This is a genomic window from Bdellovibrio sp. GT3 (assembly GCF_037996765.1).
Lineage (GTDB): Bacteria > Bdellovibrionota > Bdellovibrionia > Bdellovibrionales > Bdellovibrionaceae > Bdellovibrio.
This window is the reverse complement of the sequence record NZ_JBBNAD010000006.1, coordinates 41,989-64,723: the sequence shown is the minus strand read 5'-3', so window position 1 is coordinate 64,723 and position 22,735 is coordinate 41,989. Positions and strand designations below refer to the sequence as shown.

At 47.0% G+C, this 22,735-nt stretch carries 18 protein-coding genes; 11 read left to right on the top strand and 7 right to left on the bottom strand.

Features of this window, described 5'->3' with window-relative positions; all coding sequences use genetic code 11:
• Positions 1 to 4 precede the first annotated feature (4 nt).
• From AAAA73_RS15675 to AAAA73_RS15660, 4 genes are all read right to left on the bottom strand, one after another.
• Entirely contained in the window at positions 5 to 3,103 is a 3,099-nt protein-coding gene (locus AAAA73_RS15675; RefSeq protein ID WP_340599434.1) for a DUF3857 domain-containing protein, read from the bottom strand.
• A 114-nt stretch (positions 3,104 to 3,217) separates the two neighbouring features.
• Positions 3,218 to 4,813, bottom strand: coding sequence for a hypothetical protein (locus tag AAAA73_RS15670; protein WP_340599433.1), 1,596 nt, complete (start codon positions 4,811 to 4,813; stop codon positions 3,218 to 3,220).
• 66 nt (positions 4,814 to 4,879) lie between these two features.
• Entirely contained in the window at positions 4,880 to 5,218 is a 339-nt protein-coding gene (locus AAAA73_RS15665; RefSeq protein WP_340599432.1) for a DMT family protein, read from the bottom strand.
• Positions 5,218 to 6,825 carry a Na/Pi cotransporter family protein gene (locus AAAA73_RS15660; protein ID WP_340599431.1) on the bottom strand — a complete coding sequence of 536 codons (1,608 nt, stop codon included), beginning with the start codon at positions 6,823 to 6,825 and terminating at the stop codon, positions 5,218 to 5,220. Before AAAA73_RS15660 ends, AAAA73_RS15665 begins: the two co-directional genes overlap by 1 nt.
• Before the next feature lie 81 nt (positions 6,826 to 6,906).
• Here AAAA73_RS15660 and AAAA73_RS15655 point away from each other — a divergent pair, with 81 nt between their 5' ends.
• Entirely contained in the window at positions 6,907 to 7,320 is a 414-nt protein-coding gene (locus AAAA73_RS15655) for a (deoxy)nucleoside triphosphate pyrophosphohydrolase (RefSeq protein ID WP_340599430.1), read from the top strand.
• Here AAAA73_RS15655 and AAAA73_RS15650 read toward each other — a convergent pair.
• Positions 7,305 to 7,715 (bottom strand): thiol-disulfide oxidoreductase DCC family protein, encoded by a 411-nt coding sequence (locus AAAA73_RS15650; protein WP_340599429.1) that lies wholly within the window; start codon positions 7,713 to 7,715, stop codon positions 7,305 to 7,307. The genes AAAA73_RS15655 and AAAA73_RS15650 overlap by 16 nt on opposite strands.
• Before the next feature lie 57 nt (positions 7,716 to 7,772).
• On the opposite strand from AAAA73_RS15650, the gene AAAA73_RS15645 reads away from it, so the two are divergent.
• Complete coding sequence (locus AAAA73_RS15645) at positions 7,773 to 8,390, top strand: LON peptidase substrate-binding domain-containing protein (RefSeq protein ID WP_340599428.1); 618 nt, start codon at positions 7,773 to 7,775, stop codon at positions 8,388 to 8,390.
• Here AAAA73_RS15645 and AAAA73_RS15640 read toward each other — a convergent pair.
• Positions 8,387 to 9,415, bottom strand: coding sequence for a COX15/CtaA family protein (locus tag AAAA73_RS15640; RefSeq protein ID WP_340599767.1), 1,029 nt, complete (start codon positions 9,413 to 9,415; stop codon positions 8,387 to 8,389). The two genes, AAAA73_RS15645 and AAAA73_RS15640, sit on opposite strands and share 4 nt — an antisense overlap.
• Before the next feature lie 27 nt (positions 9,416 to 9,442).
• On the opposite strand from AAAA73_RS15640, the gene AAAA73_RS15635 reads away from it, so the two are divergent.
• The 9 genes from AAAA73_RS15635 (at position 9,443) to AAAA73_RS15595 (ending at position 22,232) form a co-directional block, all read left to right on the top strand.
• Entirely contained in the window at positions 9,443 to 10,288 is an 846-nt protein-coding gene (locus tag AAAA73_RS15635) for a cation diffusion facilitator family transporter (RefSeq protein ID WP_340599427.1), read from the top strand.
• Between the two features lie 157 nt (positions 10,289 to 10,445).
• Positions 10,446 to 13,499: a hypothetical protein gene (locus tag AAAA73_RS15630; RefSeq protein WP_340599426.1), complete on the top strand. Its 3,054-nt coding sequence runs from the start codon at positions 10,446 to 10,448 to the stop codon at positions 13,497 to 13,499.
• The gene (locus tag AAAA73_RS15625) at positions 13,496 to 13,954 is read left to right on the top strand and encodes a type IV pilus modification PilV family protein (RefSeq protein ID WP_340599425.1); all 459 of its coding nucleotides are present in this window, start codon (positions 13,496 to 13,498) and stop codon (positions 13,952 to 13,954) included. The genes AAAA73_RS15630 and AAAA73_RS15625 overlap by 4 nt, the downstream gene beginning before the upstream one ends.
• Positions 13,951 to 14,958, top strand: coding sequence for a hypothetical protein (locus AAAA73_RS15620; RefSeq protein ID WP_340599424.1), 1,008 nt, complete (start codon positions 13,951 to 13,953; stop codon positions 14,956 to 14,958). The genes AAAA73_RS15625 and AAAA73_RS15620 overlap by 4 nt, the downstream gene beginning before the upstream one ends.
• A 22-nt stretch (positions 14,959 to 14,980) precedes the next feature.
• On the top strand, positions 14,981 to 16,246 hold the full coding sequence (locus tag AAAA73_RS15615; RefSeq protein ID WP_340599423.1) for an EF-hand domain-containing protein: 1,266 nt from the start codon (positions 14,981 to 14,983) through the stop codon (positions 16,244 to 16,246).
• 196 nt (positions 16,247 to 16,442) lie between these two features.
• Entirely contained in the window at positions 16,443 to 19,478 is a 3,036-nt protein-coding gene (locus tag AAAA73_RS15610; protein ID WP_340599422.1) for an ABC transporter C-terminal domain-containing protein, read from the top strand.
• Positions 19,475 to 19,933 carry a type IV pilus modification PilV family protein gene (locus tag AAAA73_RS15605; protein ID WP_340599421.1) on the top strand — a complete coding sequence of 153 codons (459 nt, stop codon included), beginning with the start codon at positions 19,475 to 19,477 and terminating at the stop codon, positions 19,931 to 19,933. The genes AAAA73_RS15610 and AAAA73_RS15605 overlap by 4 nt, the downstream gene beginning before the upstream one ends.
• The gene (locus AAAA73_RS15600) at positions 19,930 to 20,943 is read left to right on the top strand and encodes a prepilin-type N-terminal cleavage/methylation domain-containing protein (protein WP_340599420.1); all 1,014 of its coding nucleotides are present in this window, start codon (positions 19,930 to 19,932) and stop codon (positions 20,941 to 20,943) included. The genes AAAA73_RS15605 and AAAA73_RS15600 overlap by 4 nt, the downstream gene beginning before the upstream one ends.
• Before the next feature lie 17 nt (positions 20,944 to 20,960).
• Positions 20,961 to 22,232 (top strand): EF-hand domain-containing protein, encoded by a 1,272-nt coding sequence (locus tag AAAA73_RS15595; RefSeq protein ID WP_340599419.1) that lies wholly within the window; start codon positions 20,961 to 20,963, stop codon positions 22,230 to 22,232.
• Here AAAA73_RS15595 and AAAA73_RS15590 read toward each other — a convergent pair whose 3' ends face one another.
• A complete protein-coding gene (locus AAAA73_RS15590; RefSeq protein WP_340599418.1) occupies positions 22,233 to 22,733 on the bottom strand; it encodes a TlpA disulfide reductase family protein in 501 nt (166 codons plus the stop codon). It abuts the gene before it with no gap.
• Positions 22,734 to 22,735: the final 2 nt, after the last annotated feature.

Below are 22,735 nucleotides of genomic sequence, written 5' to 3'. Positions count from 1 at the left end.
CTGATTATTTCGCGGCTGGCGCCACCACAGGCGGCGGAGTTTGAGGTGCCGCGGCAGGAGTAGCAGCAGCAGCAGCTGCTGCTGGGACTCTTTGGTTCGGTGGAACAGTGACCACAATCGGGCTCGCAGCTGGAATCACTTCGGTTGCAAACTCAGTGGTGCCTGAGCTGTTCGGAGTGGGCTTCTTGCCATCAGCAATCATCAAAAGATTTTTCTTCATGTGCGCAACGCGCTCCACAGAGATCTTTTTACTTTCCAAAGCCTTATCCAGATAGCGCAAAGATTTTTGCGCCGTCATTGGATTTAAATCAATATTAGCGCGGATGTGATAGATCTTGGAAAGCCCCAAAAGACATTCCTCGTTGTTCGGGACGTGGGTGAGGCCTTTGGAATACAGTTTTTCAGAGGCATCCAGATTCTTGGCCTGATCCAAAGGATTGTTCACGGGAACGGCCATAATCGTGTTGGCTTTTCCCGCATAGGCTTTGGCTAGAGTTGTTTTGGCCATGCCATAAGGATTGGATTTTACGACTTCTTCGCCCACGGTGATGGCATCATCCCAGCGGCCATAGTGCTGAATCAAAGATGCGAAGTTGCCCGCAAGCCAAGCATTTCCGGGATCTGCTTTGATCGCGTACTTGTAGTAGCCGATGCCGTTTTCAATTTGATTGTTGGTGATCAGCAAGTGGCCCAATGACTCGGCCACAGTGGCTTTGTCTCTTGGGTTTTTAGCAAGCTCGAAGGCCTTTGTATAAGAGCCAATGGCAGCCTGGGTTTGTTTCATGTCTTCCAAAACGCGGCCACCCAGTTTGTACAACTCATAGTCCTTCTGAGACGTTTTGTACGCTTGGTTGAAAAGCCCGGAGATTTTCTCTTTATCATTGCGATAAACCGCCACCCAGGTTTTTTGTTGCAGGACTTTGGGGTCTTGCGGGTAGCGAAGTTCAAGAGCGTCCAGAATTTTTGCTGACTCGTTCAGGTATTCCGAACTGTCGATGCTGTTGTTAAAGTAATTCACTCGGCGTACTGCGCGTGCGCGAATTAATAGAGCCTCTTTGTTTTCTGGTTCTTTTGATAAAATCTGTCCGGCAATGTGATAGGCCTCGCGGGCACCATCAATGGATTTTGGTCCACCCACTGCCATTTTGTCTTCTGCGATTTGGACTGTGTATTTATCAAGACGACCTTGCAGGGTATCGGCTGGCGCCAGTGGCGTTATTTTCACGATACTGCTTTCCATACAGTCAGCCAGGGAGCCCAGCATGTATTGGAATTTTTCTGAATTCAGATCATCTGCAGAGACCTGCACCTGTTCAAAGGTGACTTCGTCGACGACTTTGAAACCTTTGTCTTCTTTGATGAAGTCGCGGGTGATTCTATACCACGGGGTCAAAATATTGCAGCCCAGCTCATAGCCGACAAAGTCATAGCCAGTGATGTGAGTCACAGTGGATTCAGAAAATCTTCCAATCAAAGTGGCCGGGGTGACACGGTAGCCGTTCAGGGCCATCGGCGTCAAAGCGGACAAGGGGAAGCCCAGGTTCAAGAGAAGTTTTTGATCTTCCCATTTGACGATTTCCTCGCCGATGGTTTTTTGTGTGCCCGTGAGGGAGCTGGCAATACGATTGCGGAAGTTAATTCCTTCGTAGATACCTTTGGCATTTTTGCTGTCGTTACGAAGATAAGTCATCAATGTTTTCTTGGCTGAGTCTTCGCTGGTTGCAAAAGAAGCTTCGGAGATATATTTGGCATAGTCGCCCAGAGCCTCAAAGTTTGTGACGGTGTCGCTGCTGCGGTCCATGTTGATTTTGATGGTCTTATCAAAAGTCAGACGGGATTGGGCAGCAGTGGGGTGAGGAACAGTTTCAAGGTCCTTTGCGGCAAGGCTTACTTCCAATGCTTTGGAGCCTGCGATATCAGAGAAAACAAAGTCAGAGTTGCTGACGATATTCGTTGGATCCACCCAGTAAATCTTGTCACCTTCAGTCACTTTCACAATCGCGTGATTAAAGCGTTCGGCCATAACCAGATTCGGAGCGATGGCCTCCATGGTGATGCGGCTTGCTTCCTGGATGGAGGTTCTGCGAACCAGAGCGACCTTGGCGTCGATCCCCAAGGCTCTTAACATCGCTGTTGTCGCCAGGGAAAAGTCCTTACAATCGCCGGTTTTAGTTCTGGAGATATCTTTTAATGGCTGGGCTATCACCATTTTTTCAAGGCTTGTCCAGTTGCCGGAATAAGTCATGATATTCGATAACTCAGAAGTGACGATGTCGATCTTCTCGGCCGTTGTTTTGCCTTTTTTTGCTTTGGTCACGATGCGGGTAAATGGCGCGGGCAGGGATTTAACCGCCAGAATGGCTTCGTACTTTTTTGCCAGCGGAGCGACAAAATTATTCCAGTCATTCATGGTTGAGATGTCCACGCGCGAAACCAGATCCCTGTTTAAAACCGCCAGGGGTTCTTTGGGTACCTTGAAGAGGGGTTTAATCTGTTCAAACTCAAACACGTAGTATTCGCCTTCGCGGCTTTCTTTTTTTGTCAGTACATTCCACGGATCGTTCACGTGCCAATACAAGGGAAGAAGGGATTTGATTTTGGCCTTGCCGGCTTTTTCCGGGGCGTGAAGCCCGATCACATAGGATTGATTAAACAGTCCCGTATGAACATTTTTTTTGTATTTAATTTTAACTGAGTATTTGGTGACGGAACCGATTTTCAGGTTATTAAACGGAATCACCATTTCACGTAAATGACTTAAACCCTGAACAGGGCCCTTGGCAGCACGAATCGTAACGTCTTTGGCATTCACCTGGGATTCCACGCCCTCTGTCATTGTGGAGGCTTTGATAAAAGTAACAGTGACGGCATCGGGAACAAAAGGAATGGTCTGCAACACTAACTCGTTGCGACCTTTTTCATTGAGCACTTGCAGCTCTGATTCCATCACGCTTTCTGCAAGGCCATTCTTATCCACAGTGACTGTGTCTGTTGAATTGACGATGGTGAAATTCGCTTCCTGCTCGCTCATCCAATCCGCGTGGGCAGTCAAGGAAGCAGTCATCAGAAGAAGAGATGTTATTGAAATCATAGTTGTTTTCATGAATAATTTTTCGGATTATTTCACTGAAACTTGATTCATTATTGTTTAGACTGGCTAATGGTAAGCCGGGCGAAATCAGAATGTCTCTGAATGATACAGGACTCCACTGCCTGATTAGGCGGAGTCTTTTTCCTTCGCTTTGATATGAGCATCTACCAACCAAAGTCTGATGTGTTTTAGAAATCCGTCTTTCATGCCAAAGAATACGAAATGGTTTAAGTAGCCCTCAGAGGCTTTGTTTTCCTCGGAGTAATTCACGGTGGCAATGATTTCGGGATTCTGGTGCTCCTGAACCCGCCACAGGATAAATTCGCGGAAGGCTCCGGTGGAAATGGCGCGGTGATACTTCATGACAAGTCCAGCCTCGGAAATCTGCGTGATCTCAACGGGGTTTGCAACTTTGGCTGATACGATGCCTTTGATATAGGGGAGGGACGTGGACTCTACCGTGGTGATCGCGAAATTCGTGATCAGTTTTTTCGCGATATAAGGTTTATCCAGCGGTGCAAAGAAAATGTCTTTGCACCAGCGGCTCATGTCCATAACCTCCGGCGGAGCGATCTTGGTTCTGGAAAGAATGATTAACTGCGGAGTGCCTTTCCATTCCACACTGTGTTTTTTGCCCCGGGCCTGCATCTTTTCAACCAGGGACTGCCAGGTTTTTTCCTTTTCAACATCCAGCATGTGATAGTTCACGATGACAAGGTCAGGATTGATTGCGGGATTCTGGCGATCTTTACTGTCCAGATCCTGCAGGTCTGAAAGTAATTGTCCCTGGCTTTTATAGCTGAAGACCTCCACATTCTGGAAGCGTTGATTCAGCATGGTTTTGAATTCAATATCCAAAGTCTCATCGTCATTCAAAAGAATGATGCTGGTTTTGGTATTGCCCTTGGGTGTCTGCAAATCAATGGTCTTGTGGTCTTTGTTCTGGATGATGTCGCGGCGGATTTTCGTGATTTGCGCGGGGTCGGCGGCGACGAATTGGAATGTGCACAGAAATTCCTTAATGGATATCTCCTTGCAGGCCACGCAGACCGCGATAATACTTTTCTTGCTGTCTGATGAGAATGAATCACTGTAGTACTTGGTGATCGCGCCAATCTTAATTTCGTGATTATTCAGACTGGTGAAGCCGATTTCAGACAGGGATTGAAATTGAATGTCCTTAAGCATCTCAATAGTGGCTGAAATTTTCGCCGCCGTCAGTGTTGTGCTGGTCACAGGATGATGTCCGGTGAGGGCGTATTGCAGATGTTCTTTGACGATCAATTTATCAAAGGGCTTGTAGAGCACATTATTGATGATGCGCTCCTCAGCCAGTTTGATATCAAAATCCGGATTATCGAAGGCTGTCAGGATCAGGGCTGTCGGCTCTTGTTCAGAGCACATTTTTTTGCGAATAAAGAAATCCCGGGCTCTGCGTACCAGTCCCATGTTTTGCGTGCCCAAGAATTCATTCTTGGCAACCACCAGGCGCAGTTCATCAGCGACAGTGGGTTCTGGAGTGTCAGAGAGATCAGAGGGGTGTTTGTGACCTGCGTTTGCCAGGGCTTTGGGGCCCTCAACCATCGCGATCTTAAGGAATTCATGAAATGAAGCCAAGTCTTTGAAAAAGCGAATAGAGAGCTGAGGATCTATACTTTTTAGGCTGTCATATAGATCCTGACTGGTTCTCTCGTCGTCTTCCAAAATCAGGATGAACTTCATATTACTATTGTATATTGGAATGAGACTAAAAACCAGATTACTGGACCACTGTCTCGATGTGGGAATTTATCTGAATAGAAAGTAAACCGCACCGACCAGACACAGGGAGGCCCACAGGTAATCCAGCTTTAAAGGCTGTCCCATATACCAATAAGAAAACCCGGCAAAGACCACCATGGTGATGACTTCCTGAATGATCTTAAGCTGTGGCAGTGTGTAGACTTCAGAACCCAGGCGATTCGCCGGCACTTGAAAGATATACTCAAACAATGCGATGGCCCAGCTTCCCAGGATCACAATCCACAGGGCCGAGCTTTTGAAGTTTTTTAAATGTCCGTACCACGCAAAGGTCATAAAGACGTTGGAGATCAATAGCAGCACGAGAGGGCTTACATACTGAAGCATTATTTATGAGACCTTTGGTTGTAAGCGTGATTGCACAGCAAGCTGGCAATGCGGCGGTACTCACTCAGCAAATCCAAATGGATGGAACTGGTGTTGATGGACGTATTCAAACCACGGTTCAAACGACTAATGTGATTCTCTCTGAGGGAGATTTCCAATTTCGCGAGATCCCGTTTCAGTTGAATGGCCTCTTCGCAAAGCTCACGGTTCTGATAGGCATTAATAGCCATGGCAGAAACCTTCACCACTTGCTCGTGCATCTCGCGAATCTCGGCCCAGCCTTCGCCGGAGAACTCAAGCTTCAAGGCGTTCTTTTTGATCGCCAAGGCCAGGATGTTGATGTCGATGGCATCCGCCGCACGTTCCGCATCAGACAGGAACATGATCATGTTCATGATATTTTGATGCACGACTGTGCTGGATTTATTGGCATGGTCCAAAAGGAACATTTTGGTTTCGCGGTACAGGAAGTCCACTTTGTTATCGCGATCCTTGATGGAATCAAAGACTTTGGGATCATTGGTTTCAAAGAGTTTGATGGAGTCCTTGATCATACCCAGAACGATATCCGCTGTGCGCATGATTTCGCGATTTGCGTAGGACACCGCCAGGGCGGAGCTTTGGTAATTGTTCATGTTCACGAACTCGGTACCAAACTCCTCGGAAGCCGCCTTCGGGAACATCTTTTCAATCCACTGGGCACCTTTATCGATGAATGGATAGAAGATGATCGCAGAAATGACATTGAAAATTAAATGGGCATTGGCGATGGATCGCGCCACCGTCGTATCAAAGGTCATCAGGAAGTCGATGAATATCTGCGTGAACGGATAGAAGATCACGACACTGATGGTTTTATAGAAGAAATGCGCCCAGGCCACCTGGCGTCCGATGTAATTTCCACCAGCGGCCGAGATCAAGGCCACCGAAGTCGTTCCAATGTTGGCACCGTAAACCCAAATCATGGCATCGTAAAAAGTGATCGCTTTAACTGCTGCCAAGCTCATCGCCAGACCAATGGTGATCGCCGAACTTTGCACAAAAGCGCAAAAGACGATGGAAATCAGCAACGAGTATCCAGGATTATCACGGACACTTTGAAAGAACTCCGTCAACATCGGGTTTTCGGCAAAGTGATGTGAAGATGTGGAAACCAGCTTCAGCCCCAGGAACAACAAACCAAATCCCATCAAGACCAGAGACAGATTTTTGAATACGGTCTTTTTGGATTTAAAATAAAACGCAAAAGAAATGGCAAACAAGGGCAGCGCATATTGGGTCAGGTCAAACGAGATCAATTGAACCGTGATCGTTGTACCAATCGCAGTTCCGATGATCACACCCATCACTTGGCGAAGATTGATAACACGGGCAGAGCCGAGGCCTACCAGCATCGAGGTCGCCGCTCCTGAACTTTGCATCAGGGTTGTCAGCCCCACGCCCGTCAAAATGGAAAGCAGCTTGTTTTGCGAAAGGTGATTCAGAAGATGGGTGATTTTACCGGCCATCAGTTTTTCAAGGGAAGAACTGGTCATGCTCATGCCGTACAGGAACAAAGCCACGCCGCTGATCAAGATGATGAAATAGGAATTCTGTGTATCAATCATAAAGATTCATCATAGCACCATTTTTCGTTTAAGGAAGGGCGAATTCTGATTTATGCTGAGTCCACCTCGGAGGAGAGTTTCATGGCAGATCTTAAAAAGCCGGTTTTGGTTGTGGCGGCGGTCATTCGCAAAAAGGATGACTCGGAAATGCGCATTTTGCTGGTGCGTCGAGGACCCGGTCAAAGCGGTGCGGGCTTTTGGGAGTTCCCCGGAGGTAAAGTGGAGCCGGGTGAATCTCCGGAGCAGGCTTTGCGACGGGAAATTGATGAGGAGCTGGGGATTCAGATCTCCGTGGGTGACTTGGTCGGGGAGTTGGATTTTGATTATCCCTCCAAGACCATTCGCTTAAGAGTCTACGAGGCAACGACCACCGACAGTCAGATCACGTTAAGTGAGCATGATGCATTGAAATGGATGAAAGCCGGGGAGATTGTGACCGAGGAGTTGTCGGGGGCGGATCGCCCTTTTGTAAAGGTGCTTCAAGGCAGCAAATAGCTTCGCTCCTGAGCTGTCGGCAGGCGGCAAAAATCGCGGTGACCGAACCAAGTATAGCGGTTTTTTGCAACCATTTTATAAAGTGAGTCCCGAATAAATCCTGGAATGATCCAACCCAGTCGAGACACATTGTAGACGCCACCCAGTCCAGAAAGAATTTTAAGTACAGCTGCTGAACGATGGTAAATGCGACCTGACTCGTAGTAAACCACAGTGTCCAGAGACTCACGGTCCTGGGCTGGCAAAAGACTTTCTGCAGTGGTGCCTTGAAGTGGGGCAAATAAAAAATAATGATTCGGATCGCGAGAGATCACGGCGTCGACAAAGCCATTACAAAGGTGGCAGACTCCATCGAAAAAGACCACATTTCTCATTTTAGCATCGACATTTTCCATAGCAATCCTAGGTTACAATCATTATAATACATAAACAAGCTGTGGGGGTCCTTAGCTATGGAAGTATTTCTGTTTCCGTTAGTCAACGTGACATTGTTTCCACATACAACAAAGCCCCTGAATATTTTTGAACCTCGCTATTTGACTATGGTGAAGAATGCCGTAGCTCACAATAAGCCTATTGCCATGGGCTTTATTGAAGACCCTTCCAAGGTGGGTCCGGTATCTCCGGGTGAGCCCGTGCCATTCGTGCGTGAAATCGCAGGTTACGGCTACGCTCAGATTATCGAAGAGCGAGTGAACGGAACTCTTCTGGTCTTTTTGCAGGGGCAAGGCAAGTTACGTTTGAAGCATACAGTTGACCACAAGACGCCGTACATTGTGTGTGAGGCCGATATCATTCCCGAGCAAACTTTGGTGGATCCACAGCATTTGGTGCGTCTTCAGGGGCTGCATAAAGTTCTGATACGCTGGATTCACACCCATATTCCAGATCCCGCACAGCGCGACATGTTTTTAAGAAATATGAATTTGCCCGAAGAAGTCGTGGGGTCTTTCGCATCTTATATGGTCAGGGACTATGATCTGCAGCAGATGGTGCTGGAAATTAACGACATCAACGAGAAGGTGGATTTTCTCCACCGTCTTACCGAGTCCAATGAACTGACTACTTAAGCCGGGGTCTTGTCAGCGTTGCGCATAAAAAACACCCATTGTAGCAAGGTCACCCAGATGACATGGGCCAGACACAGGTGAGTGACTTTCATCCACGTCGGGGCATGAAATACCAGCGTCCCAATTCCAAATAAAATTCCCAGGATCAGGATACCGCTCATCTGAGCGGATTTTTTTTGCACCAAAGGGTGCGAGGCGGATTGGGACTTCAGCCAGAAAAACAGTGCCAGACTGCCGGCACCAAGAACGGCCAGCAAAGGATGCAGGCCGCGCAGGCGCACCAGGAAGTGAGAATCAGTGGAGAGATCAGCCATAAAGCCTTCAAACAAATTATCAGTTGGAAACAAAGAGTTTGAGAGTGAAGCCCAGGCTCCGGTGATGCCCAGGATCACAATGATCAACGGGAGATATTTAAATTTACGATAGCCTGGCATCGGGGTCGGCGTGGTGTCGCTGAGGGTTGCGGCAGCAAATGCCAAAGCCACGGAGCCGGTCAGAATGAACGAATTGATCTGATGCAGAGCCATGATGAAGGCGCGATAAGGAGTGTCGTTGGTGGTGACCAGGCCAAACAGCACAAGTTTTGCGCCAAGCAGGGCTTCAGTGATCATGAACACCAAAGTCGCCAGTGCGGCTTTGCGGGCGAAGTGACCCACAGGATAGATTTTGCGAGCCGCCCAGTAAAAATAAATCACGACAAAGCCATAGATTCCTGACATCAGGCGATGTCCATACTCCACCCATGTTTTACCGCGTTGCGCTTCAGGAATCAGTTGGCCGTTGCACAGTGGCCAAGTGTCGCCGCAACCATCTCCTGAGTGGGAAATTCGCACCCACGCGCCCCATAAAATGACCAGGATTGTGTAAATCAAAAGTCCAAATGCAAATTTCTTGTATTGAGCGCGTGTCATCATGTGCAAAGGGCTATCATGAGCTTGAAACTCGGTCAATAAACGGCTGTAATGGACAGCATGAGTAACGGACACCATCATCATCACAGTCATAGTCACGGCCATCACCATCATCACAGCCACGGTGGAGTCATAGGACGCATGCGGTTTGCGTTTGTTCTGAACCTGGGCTTTGCCCTGGTGGAACTGGTGGGCGGCTATCTGACAAACTCCGTCGCAATCATGAGTGATGCTCTTCATGATTTCGGTGATGCACTGGCTATGATTATTGCGATCTTCATGGAGAAACTTTCCCACAAATCCAGTGATCAGAATTTTTCCTACGGCTACCGACGTTTCTCAGTTTTGGGGGCGGTGATCACCGGGATGATTTTGATCGTGGGCTCTGTTTTCATTTTGGTGGAGGCCGTTCCTCGTTTGATCAATCCGCAGCAGCCTCATGCCAATGGAATGTTATTGCTCGCATTGTTGGGCGTGACCATCAACGGCATCGCAGCGTTGCGAGTTTCCAAAGGGACTTCATTGAACGAGCGCATGTTGATGTGGCACATGATTGAAGACGTGATGGGGTGGGTGCTGGTGTTGATTGGCGCCCTGGTGATGAAGTTCTGGGATCTGCCACAAGTGGATGCGGGATTGGCGATTGCCTTGTCCGTGTGGATCTTGTTTAACGTCTTTAAAAATCTGCGTGAGGCGACAAAAGTATTTTTGATGGCATCACCTTCAGGATCTTCGGTTGAAGCGGTCGTTGAAGAGATCAAGAAAATCGAAAACGTGGTGGATGTGCATCATGCTCACTTGTGGTCTTTGGATGGTGAAAATCACGTATTCACCGGCCATGTGGTGTTAAAGGAAGAAGCCACTTTGCTTGAAATGCAGACGGTGAAAAACGAAATCAAAAAAAGAATGAAAGCCTTTGGCATCATCGAAGCGACCGTCGAGACTGAAATACAGGGTGTTTCCTGTCTGGATCCACAGCACGCCTAAGTGAAACTGTTTCGTACTTCTTCAATTCAGTGAAACTCCTAACGAACTGATGGTGTACCCCAAAGGTAATTTGCAAAACAGCTTGGGTACCCACAGTTGCTCTATATAACTTTTTGATACCAGCCCCGATAAGTACTCACATATAGGGGCCACTGGTATGTTCAATAAAAATCCAAATAATAAAGGCAATGCGATTTTGCTGGTTCTCGCCGCGATGGTGGTGATGAGCATCAGCTTCTATTTCCTTTCAACCTACGTCATTGGACAGCGCAAGCAAGTGGTTAAGACCAAGAATACGGTGAACCTGAAGTTCGCTGTCAACAGTGCCCTGGATTACGTGGTCTTTGGTATCCGCCAAAAATATTGCTTTGAAAATATCACGCTTTTGCAAAACACAACCAGTTGTGACTGGAAACATGCCGGGAATGTCGAGCGTCTGGTGATGTCGGATGAACAGTTGCAGTCGTTGCAGGCGATGGCGATCGCGGGTACCAATATTGGTCCTCATGACCCGGATCTCGAGAAACTGCGTTTGGATAAAATTGAATTGTCGCTGAAGTTCCCGGTGTCCTCAGCGCATCCTTTGTTTCCGGTGGTCAACTCCCTGAAAAACGTCGTTGATGAAATCTCGGGTGCGGTGGTGCCGGTGTCATCCATGAGCGTGCTGCTGACTCGACCCTCGAATGCGGGCTATCTCCCTAAAGCTGGACGAGAAGTCTATATTCAAGCGCAAGTGTCTCTTTTGGATAATGCAGGGAATGTGATTCAAGTCGGGCGGGCTCCACTTACCGTGCGTTCTCAGCTGGCGGTTTATCCTCGTGAGATAGGTTCCTTTGCCTTGGTGCTACCAGGTAATTTGCGCATGGATAAAGAGTGGAACGAGACGCCACCTTCAGATGATAAAGGTACGGTGTACTTTCATAAATTTAACAGCAAAGGTGCTTTGGGTGAAAGTCAGGGGTTGGTTTTCACCAGTCCCGTTTTTGTTAATGGTAATATTAACCTGCCAAATGATGGTGGGGCTCAGGGGAAATCTGCTTACGCGGGTGTGACTTTCGCAGACCGGGTGTATATGGGTAATGGCTGGATTCTTAGACCCGATGATTCTCAATATGCACCCGTCACACAGGGTGGGGTGGCGGATCGTTATTGGTCGGACTCCCGCGTATTCGGAGGATTCTTAAAGGGAATTGAGAACGATGGCATGCGTGACTTGGGACTGGATGTGTTGTCGGGTCGTTCGAATGGTTCCAATGGTGAGGAGTTTGATTTAAATAAACTTTGCGCGGATTTAAATCAAAAAAGTACCAAGTTCGAATTCATGGAAGCCTCTGACTTAAAGGCGACAAAAAAGAATGAAGATAAAGATCCACCTGATGAAGACGGCTATTACACAAACTATCGCCTGACTCTGACTAACTATAACACTTTTTATGCCCAGAAAAATCCTTTGCCTGGTTACGTGACGAACGGTGATTGGAGTTCAGGAAGTGTGGCTGTTGATAATAAAGGCAAAGAAACGGGTGCCATTGTTTCTATTGAAGTCACTTACGGGCAAGATGGTGAAAATAAAAAAGTCACTGTGGATTTGGTTCGCGATGCTTTTATAACAGTGAAGTTGCCCACTCTGAATCCTGCCCTTGAATCAAATCTCGCTTCCATTTTAAGCAAAGCCCAGCAGGATTATAAAAAGATTGTGGATTCTGCAGGACAGCCCAGCGCAGCTCTGACAGATTTAAAAAACAAAAAAGCGGCCAAAGAAATAGAGCTAAAAAATGCTGAAGATGCGTTAAAGCTTGAGAAGGAAAAACCCGTTCAGCCAGTGGTTGTGGCAACTCCGTCGCCGTCGCCGTCACCTTCACCAACAGTCTCTCCCACGGTTTCACCAGATCCGACAGCCTCACCATCACCGACGGGCACACCAGAAGCTTCACCATCTCCGACTGTATCACCCTCTCCAACAGTGTCACCGACTCCTGCAGCCGATTCACCTTATCAGGATCCGGTAAAAATTAAGGAGATGGAAGACAAAATACAACTTTTGAAAAACGATTTGAATAAATTGATTTCTGATATTGCCAAAAAAGAAGACGAAGAAGGCAAGGCCAGTGCCAAAGCCAAGAGCGAGGCTGAGTCTGATGTGCAGAGTGCCCAGAATGCAGTGGATCGCTATAAAGAGATTAAAGAGAATCAGCCGGAAATTAAAGTCGACATGGATAATGCAAAAAGTTGGACTGGAAAAACCTATAAAGATCGGGTTGATCTGCAGGTCACCATTAAGAATGGTCAGAATCTGATAGACTCCCATGGCAATAGAATCAATGTGCTGTCGGTTAAGTTCAAAGCCTACGATGGTACTTACTTTAACAGTAGGCCTATTCGCGCATCGACTCCTGCGGATCACTTGCAGGGTTATTTGAATTTCGGCATCAGTTCTTCGGGTGAAATAACACGGCCCACAGTACTTACCACTACGGCAGGTGTTGGAACGGGGACAGATGACGAGGAAAGTGCGGATCTGGCCGCCAAGTGCGAAGAGTATTACAACATGATCAATTCTCAATCCTTTGGCGCCGCCAACTGGGGTGCAAGCTTTTCGGCTTCAACCAGAAATTCCTGGAATTTTGCCGGTGATGTCACTACGACTGCCAAGGTTGAATACGCAGCGGCCGACAGAATCTGGGATTCTGATGATGAGGACTTCTATGTCAAATCGATCATTAAGAACTGCGTGATTAAACCGGGTTCAAGTTTTGTTTCAGGATTTTATACGTGTGAAAACCTGACGATCATGGGTGGTCGTATAAAACCACTGCGCATCGTGGGGACTTTTATTATTGCAAAATCCCTGAAGATTGATGAGCAGGCAATTCGTACAGGGATCACTTGGAGTAGCATCTACTATCCACAAGCCACACAGGAACTGCGCGACCGTGGTGTCTTGTATCCGTTGTCGGAGCCCGGAAATCTAAAAAAATGCGATCAGCTGCCTTCTCCGATTTGGCATCCGATGCCATCCATTCAAGAGACGGCCGATCGTATGTCGTGCAACGTGATCAGTCTGCGAGCCCGGGCCAATCCATTCCAGTGGACCGCCGTTGATCCGGATTGTGGTATTCCCGTCGGTGCCACGCAAACGGTACCGAATTGTAAACGACGCCTTTACCACTATTTCGTGATCGAGCAAGCCCGTGAAGGACAAGGACTATGATTAAGAAGAATAAATTTGGCGGCATTCAAGGGCAAACTATAGTCGAAGCACTTGTGGCTTTAGGGTTGATCTCCGTGATTGGTCTTACTTTCGCGGGTGGAATGGTTTCGTTGCGAAATACCTCGAAAGCAAGTTTAATGGCCTCTGCGACAGATCGTCAGGTTTCCGATATAGCGGAAAATATCAAAGCCGGTGTTCAGGACTATCAGGTTAATTTCAATTACGACCAAACTAAGATTGATGATTTTCTTCCACCGGAAAATTTACCCATGCTTTGGGATGTGGGGATGGTCGCCGAGAGGGGAAACTGTGATAAGTGTCGCGGTAGTTACGGATATATTATTCAACCCTATGAAATCTATCGCGGTCTTTATTTAGTCACCTTAAGAATGACTCACAGTAGTTGGGCGCCGGAGAAGTTTCGGGATTACACTTTCGTGGTGAGTGCAAAATGATGATTCATAATCAAAAAGGTATCACTCTTGTTGAACTTGTCGTGGGACTGGGCCTGTCGGCATTTGTTGTTTTAACCGTGGTCGCGGTTCAAGTTCAAATGGCGAAAGAGCAAACTGAATTAACCAGACAGCTGGATGATTCCATTGACCAGAACCTGGCGGAAAGAATTATCTTTAAGAATCTGAATGGTATCGATGTTTCATATAATAACATTGAAGTTGAAGATGACTATGGAAATAACTTTTATGATTTCTATCCTGATCTGACCACGAATGTTTTAAAGAAACGAGCAGATCGTGATTTCACTTTGAATCTAAGTAAAGCCAACAAAGTATTCTATGCGTTGACTCAGGATTTTGCTTCAGGAGCAATGCTGAATTTCGATCCGGTTTGGGCCTACGACGTCGGCCCGGATCCGGGGGATCCCAATAAACCAGCATCGTTGACTTTCAGTCCCGGTAAAAGTCGTCAATGGATTTCCAATGAGGACAGCGGGGGACGACCTGGGTTTTGGCGCGAAGGGAATATCTTGTTTTTTGATACACCAAATCGAATTCGTCCGGTTGTTAATGGTGTGGTCGATAGATTGATTCCACCACGCAGTCCCTATTATCTGGGCTCGATCAACCCGCAATCAGGGGATAAATTGCAGAATATCACAGGTGATGCCGAAGGCATTTTTAAAATGACTCAGCCATCAAATGGCGCAGAAATTGCCAACCTGGATGTATTCCTAAGAGCACTCCCGGCTGTGGGTGGTGGTCAGACAATTGTGCGCGCCCGCGTGGTGAAACTCGTGAAGTACTATGTGGAGCCGGACACCAAGAAAAATGCTGCTGACTATAAAGTTCAACCTTTGAATTTATATTCCGCCGAGTACTCAAATGGTAAATGGGAAGGCAAGACGTTGCTTTCTGATGGTGTGGACCGAATGATTCTGCGCCGTGATTCGGTTATGAAGCGAATGATTTATTTTAAAATTTATAAAGCAGAAAAGAAATAGTGGTCGCTATGAGGGGGATACAATGAAAGCAGCTGTTTTATCGTTAGCGGTCTTGCTGCCGACATTTAGCGTGTATGCTGATCAAAACGTACTTTCGAACAGCACCGAAGTGCCGATGTCAGTGAATTCAGTAAATGCAGGTGAAACTATTTCCAGTGCGCCGGCATCGGGGACGGTCACACGATCTGGTAAAGATACGATGACGGTTCGTCTGATAAACTCCTGCTTTCCAACCAACTTACGGGCAGTGACGAATCCTCTTGCTAAGAGCTCTCTGGTAACGGCAGACATCAATATTCTGGTGGGAACCAAAATCTACAATATTGGTGCCGAATTTCCCTCTGTCATTGTGACTCGCGAAGGATCCGGCACGGTGGGTAGTGGCCAGGTCGGAAACATCAGTTCGTCGAAAGTAAAAATGATTCCTGCGGGAGGCACGGCTGCCATTTACGGAAATATTCTGGAATTTAAAACTAAAATTCCAACGAATGTGACGGTTGATAACTCTGGCGGCATTTCAATTAGCAAAGAAACAGTCGGGCTTGGCACAATGTCTTTTGAACAGGAAATCATTGATTGCAACACAGGCCCGGTGTTTGGTGACTACGGGTGGTCGGCAAAAATGCCTACCTATGGCTGTGGTGAATTCATGGGGCAAGATGGCTTGGTGAGTGCGACAATTGGTGGTTTGAATGTTTCGCCTGACCGCTCTATAGTTGAAATCTTTATCAGTTATCCTGGAGAGACGGGATTTTGCGGTGGCTTCTGGTCACCTTTGATGGTGTTCTTTGATGATAAGCTTCCGATCTTTGACAATGTCTCTGACTTTCCTCTGAATCCTGGCGGGAAAGTCTTTTGGCCCAGAGCGAACAGCCCTGGATTTTTTCTGGCACTGGATCGCGACAAGAATGGGATTATTGATAAAAAAGATGAACTGTTCGGAGATAATAACTCTGACGTAAATGGTTTTGAAGCGTTGAAAAAACTCGACACCAACAAAGACGGCGTCATTGATTCCAGGGATCAGGACTTTAAACGCCTGGTTTTATGGAATGATAAAAACGGCGATGGGGTTTCTCAGTCCAGCGAGATGAAAAAAGCGAGTCTCAAACTGAATAAGATTTCACTCAACTACACGCAGTTTTTTGAAAACCGCGGAAAGAACGCAGAGATTCGTGAACGATCCAAATTCTGGTACACCGATGCGAAAGGGAAGACCCGAAAAGGCAATGTTTATGACATTTGGTTTGCTCCGTACATTCAAACAAATCTTGCCGGAGGTAAATAGTAATAAGTTTGCATGAATCCACAAGAATTCTTTGGTAACACGCCATTATGGTTCGGAATGATACAAAGTGGCGGTCCGAAATCGAACTTTAAGTAGTATCACACGCTAATTACTTAAGAATTCTGGGATTATTGCGATTTTTCAATAAATCTTGTTCGTTTCCTGTCCGATAAGGACTCATATAGGAAACGTCGGTATGTATAGGACTATTGGAAATAAAAAAGGTAACGCGATAATGCAGGTTCTCACGGCCATGGTCGTGATGAGCATCAGTTTTTATTTTTTATCCTCTTACGTCATCGGTCAGCGTAAACAAGTCGTTAAAACCAAAAACGTGGTGAACTTAAAGTTCGCGGTGAACAGTGCGCTGGACTACGTGGTCTTCGGTGTTCGTCAAAAGTATTGTTTTGAAAACAACACCTTAATGCAAAATACAACAAGCTGTGATTGGAATCACGCCGGTAACGTTGAACGCCTGGTGATGTCTGATGAACAATTGCAATCCTTGCAGGCGATGGCGGCATCCGGGACGAATATTGGTCCGCATGATAAAGATCTGGATAAACTGCGCCTGGATAAAATTGAATTATCCTTGGTGTTTCCGGTGTCAGCAAACCATCCTCTATTCCCGGTTGTAAATAATTTGAAAAATGTGGTGGATGAAGTTTCAGGCGCGGTCGTGCCGGTGAAAGCCATTAAAGTACTCCTGACTCGTCCAGCGAATGCGGGTTATTTGCCAAAAGCAGGTCGCGAAGTTTACGTTCAAGCACAGGTTTCTTTGATAGATAAAACAGATAAAGTTGTTCAAGTAGGCCGTGCACCACTGCAAGTTCGCGCTCAACTTGCAATTTATCCACGTGAAGTGGGTTCGTTTGCCTTGGTACTTCCCGGCAACTTGCGCATGGATAAAGAATGGAATGCTTCCCAAACGGATAAAGGTGAGGTCGTATTCCACAAATTCAACAGTAAGAATGATCTAGGTGACAGCACGGGGTTGGTCTTTAAAAGTCCCGTCTTCGTGAACGGCAATATCACTTTGCCATATGATTCGGGTAGTGGTGGTAACTCAAGCTATGCAGGTGTTACTTTCGCGGACCGTGTCTATATGGGTAATGGTTGGATTTTAAGACCGGATAACAGTCCCTATGCTCCTGTTACACAAGGCTCGCTACCGGATCGCTTCTGGTCCGACTCCCGCGTGTTTGGTGGATTTCTGGGCGGTATTGAAAACGATGGTATGCGCGACTTGGGATTGGACGTCATGTCGGGCCGTGCCTCGGGCTCATCGGGTACTGAATATGATTGGAATAAAATCTGTTCTGAGTTGAATCAAAAAAGTTCAAACTTGGAATACATGGAAGCTTCCGATGTGACTGCGAAAAAGACGGAGTCTACGGATCCGACCAAAAATGGTGAAGGCTATTACACGAACTATCGTACGGTTCTTACCAATTACAACACTTTCTATGCTCAGAAAAACCAATTGCCAACAAACCCTACTTTGACGGGAGATTGGTCAACCGGTAAGTGGGAAATTGATAACAAAGACAAATACTCGGGTGCCATTGCCAAGTTGGAAATGCTCTATGGCTCTGGCTCAGACGAACGTAAGTTTGCGGTCGATCTTGTTAAAGACGGTTTCGTGGAGATCACGCCACCAGTCTTGAATCCGGCACGTCTGGCCACAATTAAAACGAATTTGAATAATGCAAAAACAGCGTTGAAAAATGCCCAGGATACAAGTGATCAGCAAAGTTCAAATCTAAGTAGTTTGAAAACACAAAAATCAACTGCTGAAGCGGATCTGCAAGTCGCAAAAGCGGATCTTGCAGCTGAAATGGCAAAACCTGTTGAGCCTGTGGCTACCCCAACGCCGTCTCCGACGGCGACGGTTTCTCCTTCTCCGACAGCCACGGAAACTCCGGACCCAGAGGCGACAGCATCGCCATCTCCAACAGTCTCTCCAACTGTGAGTCCGTCTCCGACAGTCTCTCCAACTCCGGTGCCTCCTGGTACATATCAGGATCCGGATGAAATTGAAAAGTTAGAAATGAAAATTACGAAACTGAATACAAAAATCAGTGATTTGAATCAACAGATCGCTTCTCTTGAGAATGTGCAAATGCCGGCGACGTCTTCGGCCAAGGATACTGCGCAAGCGAATGTAACCAAGTATCAGGCACAACTTGATGACTATGAAGAGCTGAAGGATCACTTACCGGTCGTGAAGATTGACCTGGACAAGGTTTATAGCTGGTCCGGAAAAGAGTATAAGGACCGTATTGACGTGCAGGTCACGATCACAAACGGACAGTACCTGGTTAATAAAGACGGTGTAAGAATAAACTCGTTGTCGATTCGTTTCAGAGGTTACGACGGGACTTACTATAACAGTACTCCGATTCGTTCCAATGCCGATCCAAATCACTTGTCTGGTTACTTGAATTTCCAAATTGCAAGCAACGGCTCCCTGACTCGTCCAACGGCGTTGTCTCTGACGACGAACGCAGGTACTGGTACAGTTGATGATGAATCCGCTGACTTGGTTGCAAAGTGTGATGAGTACTATAATATGATCAACTCGCAGTCCTTCGGTGCTGCCAACTGGGGTTCAAGCTTCTCATCTTCGACTCGTAAGTCCTGGAACTTTGCCGGAGAGGACAATGCAACGACAGCAGATCCAGTGGCCGCGAACAGAACCTGGTCGGTGGATGATCAGAAGTTCATGGTAAGATCCATCATTGGGGATTGCACCATCAAAGCCGGTGCTTCATTTGTGACGGGTCTTTATACTTGTGACAACCTCGTGATCGAGGGCGGTCGTACAAAACCACTGCGCATCGTGGGAACTTTCATCATTGGTAAATCATTGAAGATCCACGAACAGGCGGTTCGTACAGGGATCACGTGGACCAGTATCTACTATCCACAAGCAACCCAAGAGCTTCGTGCTCGCGGTATCCTGTATCCTCTTTCGGATCCGAACAATAGAACAAAATGCGACAATCTGCCGTCTCCAATTTGGCATCCAATGCCTTCGATTCAAGAAACAGCAGATCGTATGAACTGTAACGTAATCAGTCTGCGCGCAAAAGCGGATCCATTTAAGTGGACCGCGGTGGATCCGGATTGCGGTATCCCGGTAGGGGCAACGCAAACTGTGCCGACTTGTAAACGTCGTATTTACCACTACTACGTAGTAGAGCAAGCCAGAGAAGGGCAAGGACTATGATGAAAAAATCATTGTTCAAAAACAGGGACGGTCAAACTATCATCGAAGCCCTGGTGGCTTTGGGATTGATCTCAGTCATTGGGCTGACCTTTGCGGGTGGCATGGCATCTTTGTATAAGACTTCGCAACAAAGTTTGATGGCGGGTTCCACGGATCGCCAGGTTTCAGATATTGCTGAAAACATCAAAGCCGGTGTGCAGGACTATCAGGTGAATTTCAATTACGATCAAACCAAGATCGATGAATTCCTGCCTCCCGATAATCTTCCCATGCTGTGGGATATCGGGCGCGTGGCCGAGCGTGGGAACTGCGATACCTGTGAGGGAAGCTTCGGCTATATCATTCAGCCCTATGAACTTTACCGTGGACTTTATCTTGTGACTTTAAGAATGACCCATAAAAGCTGGGCACCGGAGAAATTCCGGGATTACACATTCGTGGTGAGTGCAAAATGATGATGCGCAATCAGAAAGGCTTAACAATAGTTGAACTCATGGTCGGGATAGGTTTATCCGCGATTGTGATTCTTGTTGTTGTCGCCGTGCAAGTACAGATGGCCAAAGAGCAAACGAAGCTGACTCGTCAGCTGGATGACTCTATTGACCAGAATCTGGCCGAGCGTATTATCTTTAAGAATCTCAATGGTCTTGAGGTTTCCTATAACAACATCGTGGTTAACGATGATAACGGAAACAATTTTTATGATTTCTATCCCGATGTCACAGAAAACGTTTTGGTCAAAAGAGCGGATCGCGAATTCACGCTGAGCCTCAGCTCCGGAAGATCCGAGTTCTTTGTGGTGACTCAGGACTTTGCTTCGGGGCCTTTGTTGAACTATGACCCGGTTTGGGCCTACGATGTGGGTGCGGATCCGGGAGATCCCAATAAGCCAGCTTCGTTGACTTTCAACGGTGCTAAAAGTCGTAAATGGATTTCCAACGAAGCCAACGGTGGTCGTGCAGGGTTTTGGAAGGATGGAAATATTTTGTTCTTCGATACGCCAAGCCGAATTCGCCCTTTGAAAAATGGCGAAGTGGATGTTTTAACTCCACCACGCAGTCCTTTCTATCTGGGTTCCATCGCCGCACAGGCAGGGGATAATCTGCAGAATATTTCCGGCGGTGTTGAGAAAATGTTTAAGATGACACAGCCATATAATGGCAATGCGATCACCAGCCTGGATAATTTCCTAAGAACACTTCCCTCAGTGGGTGGTGGTCAGACGGTTGTTCGCGCGCGGGTGGTGAAAATCATCAAGTACTATGTAGAGATTGATAAAAACAAAAATGCAGCTAATTACGATAAGCAACCGCTAAGCTTGTATGCTGCTGAATATCGAAATGGCAAATGGGTCACGCTGACCATGCTTTCGGACGGGGTCGAGAAAATGGTTCTTCGCCGCGACTCGGTCATGAAAAGAATGATTTATTTTAAGATTCATAAGGTTAAGAAAACCAAGATTTGATCGTTTAAGGGGGAGTTATGAAAACAGCAGTTTTTTGGGGGGCTTCAATTGCATTGCTGACGAGCACTGCGATGGCAGACCAAAACAACGTTTTGGCCGTCAGTAAGGACGTTCCAATGGCTGTCAACTCGGTCAGTGCCGGGGAGTCAGTTGTGGGGGCGCCTGCATCTGGAACCGTCACACGTGCGGGTAAAGACACGATGACCATCCGGTTGATTAACTCGTGTTTTCCAACGAACCTGCGTGCAGTGACAAATCCTCTGGCGAAAAGTTCTTTGATCACAGCAGATATTAACCTGCTGATTGGGACCAAGACCTATAATCTGGGCGCCGAGTATCCGGCAGTTGTGGTGACCAAAGAGGGTTCCGGGACTGTGGGAAATGGTCAAATCGCCAATATCAAATCTTCAAAAGTGAAAATGGTCCCTGCGGGCGGAACCGCCGCGATTTTCGGTAATATCGTTGAGTTTAAAACAAAAATTCCAACCGATGTCTCTGTGGATGACTCAGGTAATATCACGGTTAGTAAAGCAACCGTGGCACTGGGTGCTATGAAGTTTGAACAAGAGGTTTTGGACTGTAACACCGGGCCCGTATTTGGTGATTATGGCTGGTCAGCGCAAATGCCGACGTATGGCTGTGGTGACTTCATGGGTAAGGACGGGGACGTGACGGCCACGATTGGTGGTTTCAACGTTTCTCCAGACAGATCCATTGCCGAGATCTTTATCAGCTTCCCGGGTGAAACCGGATTCTGTGGTGGTTACTGGTCGCCATTGATGGTGTTCTTTGATGACAAGTTGCCAGAGTTTGAAAACGTCAGTGATTTCCCTCTGAATCCAGGTGGAAAAGTCTACTGGCCAAATGCTGATCATCCAGGGTTTTTCCTGGCGATGGATCGTGATAAGAACGGACGCATCGATCAAAAGAACGAACTCTTTGGTGACAACAGCATCGACATCAATGGTTTTGAAGCACTCAGAAAGCTCGACACCAACAAAGATGGAATGATTGATGCCAAAGACAAGGACTTCCAGCGTCTGGTTCTTTGGAAGGACAAAAACGGCGACGGCGTTTCGCAAAAGTCCGAAATGTCCAAAGCCAGTCTGAAGTTGACTAAGATTTCGTTGAAGTATGAAAAGAACTTCGAGAGTCGTGGTAAGAACGCGGAAATTCGTGAACGCTCCAAGTTCTGGTACACCGATGCCAAAGGTAAAACCAAAACCGGGAAAATTTACGATATTTGGTTTGCACCTTACATCCAAACCAATCTAGCAGATACGAAATAACTATTTCGCGACGATTAAATCCTGAATAGCCTTTTCTATTGCCTGTGCTTTCTTCGCATCAAACCCGCGAACGAAAGTCACAGGCTTCATGTTTCTATCAAAGATAAAAACGGTGGGGATGGCAGCGACGCCAAAAGTCTCCAGCATTTTTCTGCCGGGATCCGCAAAAACCGGGAATGGATAGGGAGTCTTTTTTAAATAAGCATCCCGGTCCGCCACGGTGTCATCTTCATTCACCGCCAAGATAACCAGTCCCTTGGATTTGTACTTTTTGTGAAACTCCATATAATGGGGCAAAGCCTCTTTGCAGGGCTCACACCAGGTCGCCCAAAAATCCACAACCACGACTTTTCCTTTAAGCTCAGAAAATTTGATTTTGTGCTGATTCAGGGATTCCCCGGGCAAGGAGTTCCATTGCACCGTGATTTTGTTTTCCCCTTCGCTCGCAGCGGAGACGAAGGGCAGAGTAAGAGCAATCAGGATAAAAAGAGCACGTAACATAA